Annotated in this window: 15 protein-coding genes; 8 read left to right on the top strand and 7 right to left on the bottom strand. The window is 71.1% G+C overall.

Annotated features, from left to right (window positions below):
- The first annotated feature begins 247 nt into the window (after nt 1–247).
- Nucleotides 248–1,147 carry an SDR family NAD(P)-dependent oxidoreductase gene (locus ACZ7PG_RS24415; protein ID WP_470241401.1) on the top strand — a complete coding sequence of 300 codons (900 nt, stop codon included), beginning with the start codon at nt 248–250 and terminating at the stop codon, nt 1,145–1,147.
- Here the strand turns inward: ACZ7PG_RS24415 and ACZ7PG_RS24410 are convergent.
- Complete coding sequence (locus ACZ7PG_RS24410) at nt 1,144–3,000, bottom strand: AMP-dependent synthetase/ligase (RefSeq protein WP_470241400.1); 1,857 nt, start codon at nt 2,998–3,000, stop codon at nt 1,144–1,146. The genes ACZ7PG_RS24415 and ACZ7PG_RS24410 overlap by 4 nt on opposite strands.
- A 197-nt stretch (nt 3,001–3,197) precedes the next feature.
- Here ACZ7PG_RS24410 and ACZ7PG_RS24405 point away from each other — a divergent pair, with 197 nt between their 5' ends.
- The 5 genes from ACZ7PG_RS24405 to ACZ7PG_RS24385 all read left to right on the top strand — a co-directional run bounded on the left by ACZ7PG_RS24405 (nt 3,198) and on the right by ACZ7PG_RS24385 (nt 8,329).
- Nucleotides 3,198–3,854, top strand: a complete 657-nt coding sequence (locus ACZ7PG_RS24405; RefSeq protein ID WP_470241399.1) for a transcriptional regulator — start codon at nt 3,198–3,200, stop codon at nt 3,852–3,854.
- A 597-nt stretch (nt 3,855–4,451) separates the two neighbouring features.
- Nucleotides 4,452–6,959, top strand: a complete 2,508-nt coding sequence (locus tag ACZ7PG_RS24400; RefSeq protein ID WP_470241398.1) for a sensor histidine kinase — start codon at nt 4,452–4,454, stop codon at nt 6,957–6,959.
- Nucleotides 6,959–7,378, top strand: coding sequence for a roadblock/LC7 domain-containing protein (locus ACZ7PG_RS24395; protein WP_284745731.1), 420 nt, complete (start codon nt 6,959–6,961; stop codon nt 7,376–7,378). Before ACZ7PG_RS24400 ends, ACZ7PG_RS24395 begins: the two co-directional genes overlap by 1 nt.
- A complete protein-coding gene (locus tag ACZ7PG_RS24390) occupies nt 7,375–7,746 on the top strand; it encodes a DUF742 domain-containing protein (RefSeq protein ID WP_155541361.1) in 372 nt (123 codons plus the stop codon). The genes ACZ7PG_RS24395 and ACZ7PG_RS24390 overlap by 4 nt, the downstream gene beginning before the upstream one ends.
- Nucleotides 7,727–8,329: a GTP-binding protein gene (locus ACZ7PG_RS24385; RefSeq protein WP_086674902.1), complete on the top strand. Its 603-nt coding sequence runs from the start codon at nt 7,727–7,729 to the stop codon at nt 8,327–8,329. The genes ACZ7PG_RS24390 and ACZ7PG_RS24385 overlap by 20 nt, the downstream gene beginning before the upstream one ends.
- A 25-nt stretch (nt 8,330–8,354) precedes the next feature.
- On the opposite strand, the gene ACZ7PG_RS24380 is transcribed toward ACZ7PG_RS24385, so the two are convergent.
- Nucleotides 8,355–8,786 carry a DoxX family protein gene (locus ACZ7PG_RS24380; RefSeq protein WP_470241397.1) on the bottom strand — a complete coding sequence of 144 codons (432 nt, stop codon included), beginning with the start codon at nt 8,784–8,786 and terminating at the stop codon, nt 8,355–8,357.
- 113 nt (nt 8,787–8,899) lie between these two features.
- Between ACZ7PG_RS24380 and ACZ7PG_RS24375 the strand changes: the two genes are divergently transcribed.
- Nucleotides 8,900–9,367, top strand: a complete 468-nt coding sequence (locus ACZ7PG_RS24375; protein WP_470241396.1) for an NUDIX hydrolase — start codon at nt 8,900–8,902, stop codon at nt 9,365–9,367.
- On the opposite strand, the gene ACZ7PG_RS24370 is transcribed toward ACZ7PG_RS24375, so the two are convergent.
- The 5 genes from ACZ7PG_RS24370 to ACZ7PG_RS24350 all read right to left on the bottom strand — a co-directional run bounded on the left by ACZ7PG_RS24370 (nt 9,353) and on the right by ACZ7PG_RS24350 (nt 13,204).
- Complete coding sequence (locus ACZ7PG_RS24370) at nt 9,353–10,000, bottom strand: HAD family hydrolase (protein WP_470241395.1); 648 nt, start codon at nt 9,998–10,000, stop codon at nt 9,353–9,355. The genes ACZ7PG_RS24375 and ACZ7PG_RS24370 overlap by 15 nt on opposite strands.
- Before the next feature lie 28 nt (nt 10,001–10,028).
- Entirely contained in the window at nt 10,029–10,538 is a 510-nt protein-coding gene (locus ACZ7PG_RS24365; protein ID WP_470241394.1) for an O-acetyl-ADP-ribose deacetylase, read from the bottom strand.
- Nucleotides 10,538–11,329, bottom strand: a complete 792-nt coding sequence (locus tag ACZ7PG_RS24360; RefSeq protein ID WP_470241393.1) for an alpha/beta fold hydrolase — start codon at nt 11,327–11,329, stop codon at nt 10,538–10,540. The genes ACZ7PG_RS24365 and ACZ7PG_RS24360 overlap by 1 nt, the downstream gene beginning before the upstream one ends.
- The gene (locus ACZ7PG_RS24355) at nt 11,326–11,985 is read right to left on the bottom strand and encodes a DUF998 domain-containing protein (RefSeq protein WP_470241392.1); all 660 of its coding nucleotides are present in this window, start codon (nt 11,983–11,985) and stop codon (nt 11,326–11,328) included. Before ACZ7PG_RS24355 ends, ACZ7PG_RS24360 begins: the two co-directional genes overlap by 4 nt.
- Before the next feature lie 97 nt (nt 11,986–12,082).
- Nucleotides 12,083–13,204 carry a metallophosphoesterase gene (locus ACZ7PG_RS24350; RefSeq protein ID WP_470241391.1) on the bottom strand — a complete coding sequence of 374 codons (1,122 nt, stop codon included), beginning with the start codon at nt 13,202–13,204 and terminating at the stop codon, nt 12,083–12,085.
- Between the two features lie 94 nt (nt 13,205–13,298).
- On the opposite strand from ACZ7PG_RS24350, the gene ACZ7PG_RS24345 reads away from it, so the two are divergent.
- Entirely contained in the window at nt 13,299–13,571 is a 273-nt protein-coding gene (locus ACZ7PG_RS24345) for a DUF6412 domain-containing protein (RefSeq protein WP_470241390.1), read from the top strand.
- Nucleotides 13,572–13,581: the final 10 nt, after the last annotated feature.

Here is a 13,581-nt window from a genome sequence, read left to right as displayed (position 1 = left end):
GGAACGCGCTTCGCCGCCCTCTTCGGAGCCGATCGGGTTACCCCCGCCGGCGAGGGATCGTGATTGGCAGTGACCGGCGCGCGGGTACCTCCGGACTGATCGAACCGGATTCGCTCGGCGCAGGGCGGCTGCCGCTCGTCGTCGTGACCGTCTCCCACTGGACCGAATGGGCCAAGACTGGAGGCAGAGCCGGCCGGGGTGGACGGACCGCGCCGCCGTCGGCGTGCCGCAGAGCGGGGAGATGACGATGGACGGGTTGATGCAGGGCAAGGCGGTCGTGGTGACCGGCGCCGGCCGGGGCCTGGGCGAGGCCTTCGCGGTGCACGTCGCGCGGGCCGGCGGGTCGGTGGTCGTCAACGACATCGACGTCGAGCTGGCCGAGCGCACGGCGGAGAACATCCGCGCGCACGGCGGCCGCGCCGTGGCCAGCGGGCACAGCGTGGCCGAGGCCGGGGAGGCGCAGGAGATCGTCGACCTGTGCGTCAAGGAGTTCGGCGGGATCGACGGGCTGGTCAACAACGCCGGACTGAACTACGAGGCACTGCCCTGGGAGGACGACGCCGAGCAGGCGGCCGAGCTCGTCCAGGTCAACGTCATGGGCGTGGTGAACACGGGCCTGGCCGCGATCAAGGCGATGGTCGGCGCCGGTACCGGCGGCTCGATCGTCAACATCTCGTCGGGTGCGTCGCTCGGGCAGCGCAAGCTCGGCGTGTACGCGGCGAGCAAGGGCGCGGTCGCGTCCCTGACCTACTCGTGGGCGCTCGACCTCGAGGAGTCCGGGATCCGCGTCAACGCTGTCTGCCCGCTCGCGCACACGCGGATGGTGTGGAAGTCCGAACGCTCGCTGCGCGCGTGCCCGCCCGACCGCACGCCGTCGCGGATCGCGCCGGTCGTGCTGTTCCTGCTCGGCGAGGGCTCGCACGGCATCACCGGCCAGATGATCCGGTGCAACGGCCCGCAGCTGCACGTCATGGGCCAGCCGTTCCTCAAGCAGCCCATCCTCGAGCGCCCGGTGTGGGACACCGAGACGGTGCAGAAGGCGTTCGACGAGGTCTTCTCCGCCCACTTGGAGAACTACGGCCTGGAAAAGCGCGTCCCGCCGCGGCTGCGCAAGTGGACGGAGTCGACCTCGCCCCGGACGGCTTAGGCGCCGGCGGCCGGTTCCGGGTCGCGGGTCGCCGCGTAGAGGGCCTCGATGTCGGTCGAGTAGCGGTCGTTGATGACCCGGCGCTTGAGCTTGAGCGTCGGGGTCAGCTCACCGGACTCGGGCGTCCACGCCTTCGGCAGCACGTGATAGCGCTTGATCTGCTCGATCCGGGCGAGCCTGCTGTTCGCCGACTCGACCGCGCGTTCCAGCTCGGCGCGCACGGCCGGGTGGTTGGCGAGCTCGTCCGGCTTCGCCTCGACGCCGTTCGCCGCGGCCCAGCCGGGCGCGATCTCGTCGTCGAGCACGATCAGCGCGGTCACGTACGGCCGGTCGTCGCCGATCGCGACCGCCTGGCCGATCAGCGGGTGCTCCTTGAGCAGGCCCTCGACGCGGGTCGGCGCGATGTTCTTGCCGCTCGAGGTGATGATCAGTTCCTTCTTGCGGTCGGTGATCGTCACGAAGCCGTCTTCGTCGATCGTGCCGATGTCGCCGGTGGCGTACCAGCCGTCGGCGTCGGTGGCGTCCTTGATCGTCCCGTCCTCCTGCAGGTAGCCGAGGAAGACGATCGGCCCGCGCACCAGCAGCTCACCGTCTTCGGCGAGCGTCACCTCGACACCGTCCAGCGGCTTGCCGACCGTGCCCGCGCGGAACGCCTCGCCGGAGTTCGACGTCGCCGCCCCGGTCGTCTCCGACAGGCCCCAGACCTCGCAGATCTCGAGGCCGAGACCGGCCAGGAAGTAGATGATCTCCACCGGCAGGGCGGCCGCGCCGCTGGAGGCGACCAGCACCTTGTCCAGGCCCAGCAGCGAGCGGATCGGGGCGAGCGCGGCCTCGTCGGTCTGCTTGATCTTCTCGGCGAGCTCGGCCGGCACCGGCTGCCCGGCGCTGCGCAGCTTGTAGCCCTGCTGCAGCAGCTCGTTCGCCTGCAGCAACGCGGTCCGCCGGTCCTCCGGCACCCCGCCGAGCATGTTCTTCAGCCCGGCGACCATCTTCTCCCACACGCGCGGGACGCCGAAGAAGCTCTCCGGGTGCACCTGGCCGAGCGCGGCGACGACGCCGGACGGGTCGGCGAGCGTGTGCACGTGGCCGGCCCACACGATCGGCAGGTAGATCGACAGCTCCCGCTCGGCGATGTGCGCGAGCGGCAGGTACGCGATGTTCGTCGCGTGCATCGGCGGGTGGTGCAGCTCGGTCACCGCGTACGCCTGGTGGATCGCGTTGCGGTGCGACAGCACGACGCCCTTGGGGTCGCCGGTCGTGCCGGAGGTGTAGATCATGGACAGCGGGTCGTCCGGCTTGATCTCCGGCCAGGACCGCTCGAAGGCGTCGGGGTCGGCGGCGAGCGCTTCCCGGCCCTGGTCCCGCAATGAGGCGAAGGAGAGGAAGCGGTCGTCGCCGGCGGGGATCGCCGCCGCGTCCATGACGACGATGTGGCGCAGCGCCGGGAGGTCTTCGAGCACCGGCCGCCAGCGCGCCAGCTCGGACTCGCCGCCGAGCACCACGACCGGCGCCGCGCTGTGCCGCGCGACGAACCGGATCTGGTCCGGGCTGAGCGTGGCGTAGGCGGTGCACGGGATCGCGGACAGGTGCGTCGCGGCGAGGTCGGCGACGATGTGGTCCGGGCAGCCGGGCGCCATGATCAGCATGCGGTCGCCCTTGGCGAGCCCGAGCCCGGCGAGGCCGCGGGACACCTCGGCGATCGCGGTGCGGAACTCCAGCCAGCTGAGCGTCGGCTTGCCTTCGAGGTCGAGCGAGGTGATCGCCGGCAGGTCCGGGTAGTCGACCGCGTTGCGGTGCAGCAACCGCGGGATCGTCAGGCCTTCGGTCTGCTCGGCGACGGACGGGGTGGTCAACGCTGGCCTCCTCGGGTGCTGCGGATGGCCACACTGTATTGGCTCCCCGGCCGGGTGGATAGAGAATCGCGGCCACGTCAAACGCCCCCTTTACCCGGCCTTTTGCGGTCAGCTCCCCACGACTGTCCACAGTGCACACGGGCGTCGGCGCGCGAACCACGCTTCAATGGAGGTGATACCGACTCCGGGGGGATGCGATGACGCGCACGGCTCGTGCACTGCTCGACGAGATCCAGAAGGAGCTCGCTCCGCGCGACGACGACAACCGGCTCGTCCCGCTGATCAAGGCGGGCCGCGCGCCGCGCGCGGTGTTCGCCGCGCTCGCCGCGGAGGAGAAGCGGATCACGATCAGCGACTGGCGGAGCTTCCACGCGCTCGCCGCCCGGGCCGACGAACCGAACGCGCGCACCTTCTTCGGCGGCCTCGCGCCGGGGGAGCAGCAGGCGAACGGGATGCTGGACGCGTTGCTCCGGGCCACTGGTCCGGACCACGGGAAGGAACGGCCGCGGGCCGGCTGTCAGGCCTACCCCGCCTACGTCGCCTGGCTCGCGCTGAACGGCGAATCGTCGGCGACCGCGGCCGGGATCTACGCGAACTTCGCCGCCTTCGGCCGGTACTGCGCGGACGTCGCCGCCGGCATGCGCGAGCACTACGGCTTCACCGACGACGAATGCGCGTTCTTCGACTTCTTCGCCGCGGATGTTCCGGAAATTGAGGAACAAGCACTCGCGGCGATCCAAGCCGGGCTCGACGCGCGCCGGCTCGACGAACGCGAAGCCCATCTCTACGCCCGGCTCTTCCAGAGCTACGAGCTGCAGTTCTGGAACACCCTCGCCGCCGAGTTCCGGGGCTGAAGCCGCGGAACCGGTTCCAGGCCCCCGGCGGGTGCCACGGGGAGTGGTCGAACCACTTCGCATGCGGAATGGCGGGAATTCGGCCTCGCCGTCCGGGGAATCCGTGGCGAAGGTGTCGAATGCCATGCAATTCCGCTTTGCCGAGGCCGCGAACTCCGGACGAAGCGGTCGCACCCGGCTGTCGTGGCAGGCTCGTGACCTTTCTCACCGAACCATCCGGCTCTGTCGTACGTAGCGGATGCTGTCCGGGCGCTTGGGTCGATCGCACCACCGGAGAGCCTGCACCCATGGGGCCAAACGGAAGCAGGGCTGGGACGAACCTCACGACTTTCGGTGGTGGACTTTCCAAGCGCAGGCAGCAACTGTGGACGGGTCACCGTTTCAAGATCACGTTATCGCCACGGACTTGACGCGCCCTGAAGGGCTGCATACCGTCGTCGCGGGCGAAGCAGACCACGGTGATGTTGATCCGGCTGGTCGGAATCCGGGTGTTGACCGCCTCGGGCGACCCGAAACCATGTACTGCCGGAAGGAATACGGACCCAGGTGAAGCAGATTTCTCTTCGACGCAACCGGGGATCCTCGATTCGCAGGCGCGTGCTCACGATCGCGCTGATCCCCAGTGTGGCCTTGCTCCTCGTGGGTGTGGCCCTCGCCGGCTACCTCATCTACGACGCCGTCACGGGCCGTGACTACGTCAACCGGATCCGGGGCTCGGAGGCCCCGTCGATCCCGTTCTTCGGCGCGCTCCAGCAGGAGCGCCTGGCGACCCTGAGCCTCCTCGCGGGCCAGGGCAACCAGCGCGCGGTGCTCGCGGCCGTCCGTCCGAAGACGGACCAGAACGCCGCGAAGACGATCGAGTACCTGAAGGACAGCTTCGCGGGCTACGACGACACCCCGCCGAGCGTGCAGAAGAACATCGCCACGTTCTTCGCGCTCTTCCAGCAGCTCCCGCAGACGCGGCAGGCGGTCGACAGCGGCCAGATCCAGATCGGCCAGGCCTTCACCTTCTACAACAAGATCATCGACCAGTTCACCGACGGCCTGGCCGGGCTCGCGCAGAACGCGCGTGGCGCGCAGAACGCGTTCGACCGGCTGACCGCCATCCCGATGTTCAGCGCGGCCGAGTCGATGCAGCGCAGTGACGCGCTCGCCGCCGCCGGGCTCGCCGCGGGCGGGCTGAGCAGCGACGACTTCCGCAACTACGTCAGCCAGGTCGGTGCCTACCACGCGCAGCTCGACGCGTCGGCGCCGAAGATGATCCCCGAGGTCAAGGCGAAGTACGACCAGCTGCTGGCCAGCCAGCCGTGGCAGGTCGTCAACCAGGTCGAAACCGCTTTCCTGCGCGGTGACCTGACCAAGCTGCCGGTGTCGCAGGAGCAGTGGCGCACCAGCGCCAAGCTGGTCGGCGACGCCCTGTCCGGCATCTTCGTCCTGCAGAGCTCCAACGCCAGCCAGGCCGCGATCAACGACGCCGACTCGACGTTCACCGAGTCGCTGATCGCCGGTGTGATCGCGGTCCTGTTCGCGGTCTTCGTGGTGTTCGTCGCCGTCCGGCTGTCGAACCGGCTCATCGGCCGCCTGCACCGGCTGCGCGAGGACACCCTCGACGCGGCCGAGGTCCGGCTGCCCGAGCTGGTCGCCCGGGTCCAGGCGGGCGAGCCCGTCGACCTCGAAGAGGGCGGGCACTTCCTCGACCACGGCACCGACGAGATCGGCCAGGTCGCCGACGCGTTCAACAAGGCGCAGCAGACCGCCATCGCGGCCGCCATCGACGAGGCGAAGATCAAGGAGGGCACCAAGACGGTGTTCCTCAACATCGCCCACCGCAGCCAGGTCATCGTGCACCGCCAGCTCAAGGTGCTCGACCAGGCCGAGCGCAAGCAGGAGGACCCGGAGCAGCTGGACACCCTGTTCCAGCTCGACCACCTCTCCACCCGCGCCCGCCGCAACGCCGAGAACCTGATCATCCTCGGCGGCGGGCAGCCGGGCCGGCAGTGGCGCAACCCGGTCGGGCTGGCCGAGCTGGTCCGCGGCGCGTCCGCCGAGACCGAGGACTTCGCCCGGGTCAAGACGGCGGCGCTGCCGCAGATCGCCATCCGCGGCCCGGTCGTCGGCGACCTCGTGCACCTGCTGGCCGAGCTGATCGACAACGCGACGTCGTTCTCGCCGCCGCAGTCGCGGGTCGAGGTGCGCGGCAACGTCGTCGGCAAGGGCGTCGTGATCGAGGTCGAGGACCAGGGCCTCGGGCTCGAGCCGGACCAGACCGAAGAGATCAACACGATGCTGGCCGGCCCGCCGGACTTCGGCATCATGGCGCTGTCCGACGAACCGCGCCTCGGCCTGTTCGTGGTCGCGCGGCTGGCCGCCCGCCACGGCATCCAGGTGCACCTGCGGGAGTCGGCCTACGGCGGCACCCGGGCCATCGTCCTGGTGCGCACCGACCTGCTGGCCCCGCTCGCCGAGTCCGAGCCGGAGCAGCCGATCACCCCGCCGAAGCCGGAGCTCGTGCCGAACCCGGTCGAGCCGGAGCAGGTGAACGACGAGGTCGCGCCGCTGCGCCGGCCGGTCCGCCGCCCGGCCCGCCACCGGACCGAGCCGCCGATGCCGGTGTCGCAGCCCGACCCGGTCGCCCCGCCGATGCCGGTCACGCAGCCGTCCCCGGCGCAGCCGCCGTCCGCGCCGACGCCGGTCCCCGTCGGGTCCGTGTCCGAGCCGATCAGCCAGCCGACGCAGGCACAGCCCGCGGTCGCCCCGGTGCGCCCGCCCGCGCCGCCCACCCGGACGTCGCGCCCGGCCCGCCCGGCCGCGCAGCCGCCGGTGTGGCCGCCGTCCGAGCCGCGGCCCGCGATGCCGCAGGGCCGGCCGGAGCAACCGCGCCGCCCGGAGGCCCCTGGCCGCCCGCCGCTGCCCCAACGGCGACGTCAGCAGAGCCTCGTTCCGCAGTTGCGGGAAGATAAGCCCGCCACGCAGGAGCGGGAAGAGGTCAGGCTGGACTCGCCGGAGAGCGCCCGCAGCCGGCTGTCCGCCTTCCAGCAGGGCACCCGCCGCGGCCGTGACGAAGAACCAGCCGAGAACGACGACAGGTACGGAGAGCGCGAGTAATGGCCAACTCAGGCGTCAGTGAGCTCGACTGGCTGCTGGACGACCTCGTCAAGCGGGTCGCCGGGGCGGACCGCGCGGTGGTCCTGTCCTCGGACGGCCTGCTCATCGGGCGGTCGGGGAACCTCTCCGAAGAGGACGCCGAACACCTCTCGGCGGTCGCTTCGGCGTTCCAAAGCCTGGCGCGCGGGACCGGACGGCACTTCGGCGGCGGCAACGTCCGTCAGACGATGGTGGAGATGGACCACGCCTTCCTGTTCGTGACGGCGGCCGGCCGAGGCGCCTGCCTCGCCCTGCTGGCCCGCGAGGACGCGGACATGGGGCTGGTCGCGTACGAGATGAACCTGATGGTGAAGCGCGTCGGCCAGGTACTCACCTCGGCCCCGCGGACCGGTGCCGGCGTCCTGCCCACGTCGCCATGAGCGGACGGCACGAAGCCTGGTTCGACGACGAGGCCGGCCCGCTGGTCCGGTCCTACGCGGTCACGGGCGGCCGCACCCGGTCGGACACGCTCGGACTGGACCTCATCACGCTGGTGGTCGCGCTGCGCACCGCGCACGAAGCGGGCATGCTCGAACCGGAGTACGCGCGCATCATCGCCCTGTGCCAGCGGCCGGTCTCGGTGGCCGAGGTGGCCGCCCGCGTCGACCTGCCGCTGCCCGTGGTCAAGGTGATGCTCAGCGACCTCATCGAGCAGAACCTGGTGCTGTTCCGTACCGCGGCACCGGCTCAGGAATCCCCCAACCGACACGTATTGCAGGCGGTCCTTGATGGCATCCGGAAACTCTGATCCCCGGCGGAACCTGACCGCGACCGCGGTCAAGGTACTCATCGCCGGCGGCTTCGGGGTCGGCAAGACCACGATGGTCGGCTCGGTGAGCGAAGTGCCGCCGCTGCGTACCGAAGAGGTCATCACGACCGCGTCCGAGGGCGTCGACGACCTCTCGGGGATCGAGCAGAAGACCACCACGACGGTCGCGCTCGACTTCGGCCGCATCACGATCAACCCGGACCTGATCCTGTACCTGTTCGGCACGCCGGGGCAGGACCGGTTCTGGTTCATGTGGGACGAGCTGGCGGAGGGCGCGCTCGGCGCGGTCGTGCTGGCCGACACCCGCCGGCTGGACAGCTGCTTCGCGGCGGTCGACTTCTTCGAGCGCCGCAACCTGCCGTTCGTCGTCGGCGTGAACTGCTTCGACGGTGCGTACCGCTACGGCACCGAGGAGGTCCGGCAGGCGCTCGACGTCGGCATGGACGTCCCGCTGCTGCTGTGCGACGCCCGCGAGCGCGAGTCGACGAAGCAGGTGCTGACCAGCCTGATGGAACACGTGATGGCGCGGTCCGACCTGGCGGCCGCCCAGGGCGGCTACTAGATCGGACCGCGCGCGTGTTCTTCCGTCAGCGCTTGCGCAGGTTGTCGAGCGCGAACCGGCCCGGGCCGATCGCGGCGAACAGCAGGAAGATCCACGCGTAGACGGCGGCGGGCTCGCCCATGTTCTGCAGCGGCAGCAGGCCCATCGGGGCGTGCACGGTGAAGTAGGCGTAGGCCATCACACCGGAGAGCACGACCGCGGCGGGCCGGCTGGCGAGCCCGGCGAACAGCAGCACCGCGCCGACGAGTTCGATCACGCTGCCCCACCAGCCGGGGAACGAGCCGAACGGGACGCCGCCGCCCTGGCCGTCGATGCCACCGAAGAAGCCGAATCCCTGCAGGCCGTGGAAGCCGAACAGGAACGAGATCACCATCCGGCTCGCGCCGACGACGATGCCCTTGGCCGGGGCGGTCCTGGTGGCGGTGGTCTGGGTCTCGCGGGCGATCGTGGTGGTCATCGGGGTTCCTTCCCTGGGTTCTTCCTTGCCTTCTGCCTACGCGTCGAGTGGGTTCTCACCGGATCGACAACCCCGCGGAAAAATCTTCGGAGAGTTTCGGGAGACTGAACCTCATGGCGGGCAAACGCAGTGCCGGGCTCCTGCTCCACCGCGGGCGGGGCGAGGACGTCGAAGTGCTGCTCGGGCACATGGGCGGGCCGTTCTGGGCGAAGAAGGACGCGGCGGCGTGGTCGCTGCCGAAGGGCGAGCTGGACCCGGACGAGCCGCCGGAGCATGCGGCGCGGCGCGAGTTCGAGGAGGAGCTGGGCCTGCCCGCGCCCACCGGTGAGTACGTCCCGCTGGGCGAGGTGAAGCAGTCGGGCGGCAAGGTCGTCACGGCGTGGGCGGTCGAAGGCGACCTCGACCCGGCTTCGGTGGTCCCGGGGACGTTCTCCATGGAGTGGCCGCCCCGCTCGGGCAAGCAGCAGGAGTTCCCCGAGGTGGACCGGGTCGAATGGTTCTCGCTCGACGTCGCGCGCGAGAAGCTCGTGAAGGGCCAGCTGCCGTTCCTGGACCGGCTGCTCGGGCTAGTGGGTCAGTAGGGCCTCGAGCGGTTTGGCGGTGAACGATGGCAGCACGACGTCCGCCTGGCCGAAGTCGAGGCTTTCGGTGATGGCGTTCGGCACGGCGACGCAGGTCAGCCCGGCGGCCTTGGCCGAGGTGACGCCGTGGGGTGTGTCCTCGAAGGCGATGGTGTCCGCCGCTTCGGTGCCGAGGGCGTCGAGCGCGGCGAGGTAGAGGTCCGGGTCCGGCTTGGCCTTGTGGAGGTCCCCGGTGAGGACGGCGTCGAAGTAGCCGTCGATGCCGAGCCGTTCGAGGTGCGGGTTCACCCAGGCCCCGGACGAGCTGGAGGCGACGGCCAGCTTGAGGCCGTGCTCCTTCGCGCTCTCGAGGTAGCTGTGGACGCCTTCGCGCGGGCCGAGTTTCTCGAGGAGCCGGTAGACGCGGGCTTTCGTCTTGGGCCGCAGTGCGTCGGGGTCGATGCCGGGCACGTGCTCGGCGAGCAGGGCGAACATCGCGGGCGTGGTGTGCTGCGTGCCGATGACGGCGTACCAGGCTGCCATCGGCAGTTCGACGCCGTGCTCGCGGAACACCTCCTGCCACGACTGCAGGACGGCGGACTCGGTGTCGGCGAGGGTGCCGTCGAAGTCGAAGACCAGGGCGCGGGTGGGCACGCCTGCACCCTGCCCGGTCGGTGATCGTTCAGGCAAGGGAGTTGTGACGAGCCCGGAAGGCGGCCATGGCCTCTTCGCCACGCAGCGCGAAAACGACTTCCTCGATCCCGCCGGGGTCGGCTTGGCTGACGGTGGTCAGGGCGATCTCGGCGGCCGACTCGAGGGGCCACCGGTAGATCCCGGTCGAGATCGCGGGGAAGGCGACGGTCTTGGCGCCGAGCTCCCGCGCGACCTTCAGCGAGTTCCGGTGGCAGTCGGCGAGGAGCCCCGAGCGGTCCTCGGTCGCCGACCACACGGGCCCGACGGTGTGCACGACCCAGGTCGCGGGCAGGTTCCCGGCGGTGGTGGCGACGGCCTGCCCGGTCTTGAGCCCTTTCCCGTAGTGCCCGGCCCGCAGCTTCCGGCACGCGGCGAGGATCTCGGGGCCACCCCTGCGGTGGATGGCCCCGCCGCCGCCGAGGAGCGAGGAGTTGGCGGCGTTGACGACGACGTCGACCTCGAGGGTGGTGATATCGGCGTCGAGGATCCGGATGCGCATCAGCCGAGGTAGAAGTCCGTCAGGACCGGGGCGAGCGCCGCGGCCTTCACGATGTGCGTCTGGCCCGGCAGCGTCTTGTACTCCGCCGACGGCAGCACCTTCGCCAGCGACGCGACGCCGTTGCGCATCCAGTCCGGGCTCTTGCCGCCGTCCACGACCAGCGTCGGGACCTTCACCTCCGGCCACGCCGCCGGCAGCGGCGTCCCCGACTGGTGCTCGACGACCAGAGCCGTGTCGTACGGGAGGGTGTGGGCGATGCGCTTGAGCTTCGGCCAGAACGGCATGATCCGCATCATCGCCACCATCGTGCCGCTCAGGCCGACGCCTTCGGTCATGAACATCTTGACCGCCTGGCCGCGCTTGCCCGCCTTCAGCGCGGCGTCGAGGCGGGCCACGTAGTCGGCCGGGACGCGGGGGCGGGTGCCGTCGACGACGAACGGCGGCTCGTACAGCGCCAGCTTCGTCACCGGGAGAGTGCGCGCGGCTTCGAGGGCCAGCGCGGCACCGGACGAGATGCCGAACAGGAACGCCTCCCCGCCCGCCTCCTTGACGAGCGCGGCGATGTCCTCGACCTCGCGCTCGGCCGCGTAGGGCCCGGTGTCGGTGCTTTCGCCCCGGCCGCGGCGGTCGTAGGTGTACACGGTGAAGCGCGCGGCCAGCTCCTTCGCGATCCCGTCGTTGGGGGACGAGCCGCGGTAGCACATCGCGCCGTCGACGAGGACGAGCGCGGGGCCGGACCCGGCGCGGGTGTAGGCGATCTTCGTGCCGTCGGCGGAAACCGTGGTGCTCATCGGGACTCTCCTCGCGGCATCGGGTGGATCAGGTGGGCGGACGTGGTGGCGAGCCAGGTCCAGGCGATCGTCACGGCCGCCCAGAAGCCGAGGGTGACGACCGGGCTCGCCGAGCCGGACGCTACGCCGGCGAAGCCCGCGAGGAACAGCAACCCGCTGATCCGCGAGTACCACGCCCGCGCGGGCGTGAGGTGCGAGCCGATCGCGAAGCAGGCCGCGACCAGTGCGGCGAAGCCGACGCCACCGGCGACGAAGTGCAGCGTCCCGTGCCAGCTGATCGCCGACGGCGGACCGGCGGGCGTGCCGAGCGGGAAGCCGTCCTGCGGGTCGGCCCGGAAGACGCCCGCGCAGAGCAGGCTGACGCCGTAGACGGTCAGCAGCCGCGGCCCCCACCGCCCGGGCAGGACCCGCCGGATGCCGGCGGCGGCCGCGATCGTCAGCAGGCCGGTGACCAGGAAGTTCGTGATCTGGACAAAGCCGAGCGAGCCGTTCGACAGGATGCTGGCGGGGTGCCGCGTGAAGTCGAACCCGGCGCGGGTCAGGCCCTGGACGACACCGGTGAGCACGAAGACGGGCCCGGCGAGGATCCCGCAGGTCAGCAGGCCGCGGGTGGTCGAAGGGGCGAGGGACTGGGGGCGGATCGCGGTGGTGGTCATGGCGAACAGCGTGGCACCCGACGGTTGAAACTGTCAAGACAAAAAAAGTTGTCGGTGGCGGAAGAGCGTCCCGAAGTGGCCTGGGGGCGCTCTGAAATCAGGCCGCGCGCAGGGTGAGGAGCGTGATCTCGCTGGGCGCGAAGACCCGGAACGGCGGTCCCCAGAACCCGGTCCCGCGGCTGTTGTACAGCTGGGTCGGGCCGTGCCGGGTCAGGCCCGACAGCGTCGGCTGGTCGAACCGCACCAGCAGGTGGAACGGCCAGATCTGACCGCCGTGCGTGTGCCCGGAGATCTGCAGGTCGACGTCGGCCTCGCGGGCCTGGCGCACCTGCTTCGGCTGGTGTGCCAGCAGCACCACCGGCACGTCGGCGGGGCGGCCGGCCAGCGCGGCGGGCAGGTCGGGGCCGTGGCCGGGCAGGCCGGACGCCGCTCCGGTCGGGTCGTCGATGCCGGCGAACAGGATGCGGTCGCCGTCGCGTTCCAGGAGCGTCGAGCGGTTGTGCAGCGTCTCCCAGCCGAGCCCTTCCATGTGGTCGATCCACGCCTGGGCCTCGCCGAAGTACTCGTGGTTGCCGGTGATGTAGAACCGGCCGAGCGCGGCCTGGACGCCGCCGAGCGGGTCGACCTGCTTGCGGCGCTTCGCCACCGCGCCGTCGGCGAGGTCGCCGGCGTGGCAGACGACGTCCGCCTCCAGCGCGTTGACCGCCGCGACGACCTGCTCCGACCACTTCGTCCGGTCGATCGGCCCGTAGTGGGTGTCGGTCAGCACGGCGACGCGCAGGCCGTCGAGGCCCGGGCCGAGCCGCGGGATGACGACGTCGGTCGCCTTCACCGGCGGCACCCGCATGGCGACGCGGTTGCCGTGCACGAGCAGGCCGGCCGCCACCACGAAGGTCACGCCCGCGACGATCCGCGAGCGCGCCGGGTCGTCGACGCCGAGCAGCGCGGCGCGCAGCACCAGGCTCAGCACGGACCAGCTGAACAGCACCCAGATCACGGCCAGCAGGGAGTCGCCGACGCGCGCGGCGGCGTCGCTCTGGTGCCGGGAGTGGCCGCGGAACATCGCGACCGGCATCGTGGCCAGGCCCAGTGCGAACACCGCGGTGCCGGCGATCGTGGCCGCCGTGCCCCAGTCCGGCGCGAGGACGAGCGTCCACCAGGGCACGGTGAACAGCAGGATCAGCGCCAGGATCGGCACGACGACGAATTGGCCTCTCATCGAACCAGGTTACAGCCCATCGGGCTGTTACCTCCGGAAGGCAGGGGTCCCGGTTCCGCTACCCTGGGGTCGGAGAGGAAGGGGGACCACTGCCGTGAACACGGTGCTGGAGCTGGTGTTCCCCGTCGTGACCAGCCCGACCGTGCTGGTCGCCTTCGCCTCCCTCGCCGCCGCGAGCCTCCTGGTCGTGCTGCTCGTCGGCAGCACGCACCGCAGCGAGGTCGCCCTGTGGTCGGCGCCGGTGCGCAGCCGCGTCGCCGCCCTGCGCCGCCGGGCCCGGCGCGCCGAGTCGATCCGCCTGCGCGACCCCGGCCGGCCGGGCAGCAGCAGGCCACGAGCACCCGGTTCCCGCAGCACGGCTGCGTAGGAACCCCTTC

Source organism: Amycolatopsis sp. NPDC114504 (assembly GCF_055633595.1).
Note: the sequence above shows the minus strand (reverse complement) of the source record. Positions and strands in the feature narration are given on the sequence as shown.

What these genes read in the sequence shown, in the direction of transcription:
- ACZ7PG_RS24415 (WP_470241401.1), top strand. Translation starts at nt 248, where the DNA reads ATGGACGGGTTGATGCAGGGCAAGGCGGTCGTGGTGACCGGCGCCGGC.
- ACZ7PG_RS24405 (WP_470241399.1), top strand. Translation starts at nt 3,198, where the DNA reads ATGACGCGCACGGCTCGTGCACTGCTCGACGAGATCCAGAAGGAGCTC.
- ACZ7PG_RS24395 (WP_284745731.1), top strand. Translation starts at nt 6,959, where the DNA reads ATGGCCAACTCAGGCGTCAGTGAGCTCGACTGGCTGCTGGACGACCTC.
- ACZ7PG_RS24390 (WP_155541361.1), top strand. Translation starts at nt 7,375, where the DNA reads ATGAGCGGACGGCACGAAGCCTGGTTCGACGACGAGGCCGGCCCGCTG.
- ACZ7PG_RS24385 (WP_086674902.1), top strand. Translation starts at nt 7,727, where the DNA reads ATGGCATCCGGAAACTCTGATCCCCGGCGGAACCTGACCGCGACCGCG.
- ACZ7PG_RS24380 (WP_470241397.1), bottom strand. Translation starts at nt 8,786, where the DNA reads ATGACCACCACGATCGCCCGCGAGACCCAGACCACCGCCACCAGGACC.
- ACZ7PG_RS24375 (WP_470241396.1), top strand. Translation starts at nt 8,900, where the DNA reads ATGGCGGGCAAACGCAGTGCCGGGCTCCTGCTCCACCGCGGGCGGGGC.
- ACZ7PG_RS24365 (WP_470241394.1), bottom strand. Translation starts at nt 10,538, where the DNA reads ATGCGCATCCGGATCCTCGACGCCGATATCACCACCCTCGAGGTCGAC.
- ACZ7PG_RS24360 (WP_470241393.1), bottom strand. Translation starts at nt 11,329, where the DNA reads ATGAGCACCACGGTTTCCGCCGACGGCACGAAGATCGCCTACACCCGC.
- ACZ7PG_RS24355 (WP_470241392.1), bottom strand. Translation starts at nt 11,985, where the DNA reads ATGACCACCACCGCGATCCGCCCCCAGTCCCTCGCCCCTTCGACCACC.
- ACZ7PG_RS24350 (WP_470241391.1), bottom strand. Translation starts at nt 13,204, where the DNA reads ATGAGAGGCCAATTCGTCGTCGTGCCGATCCTGGCGCTGATCCTGCTG.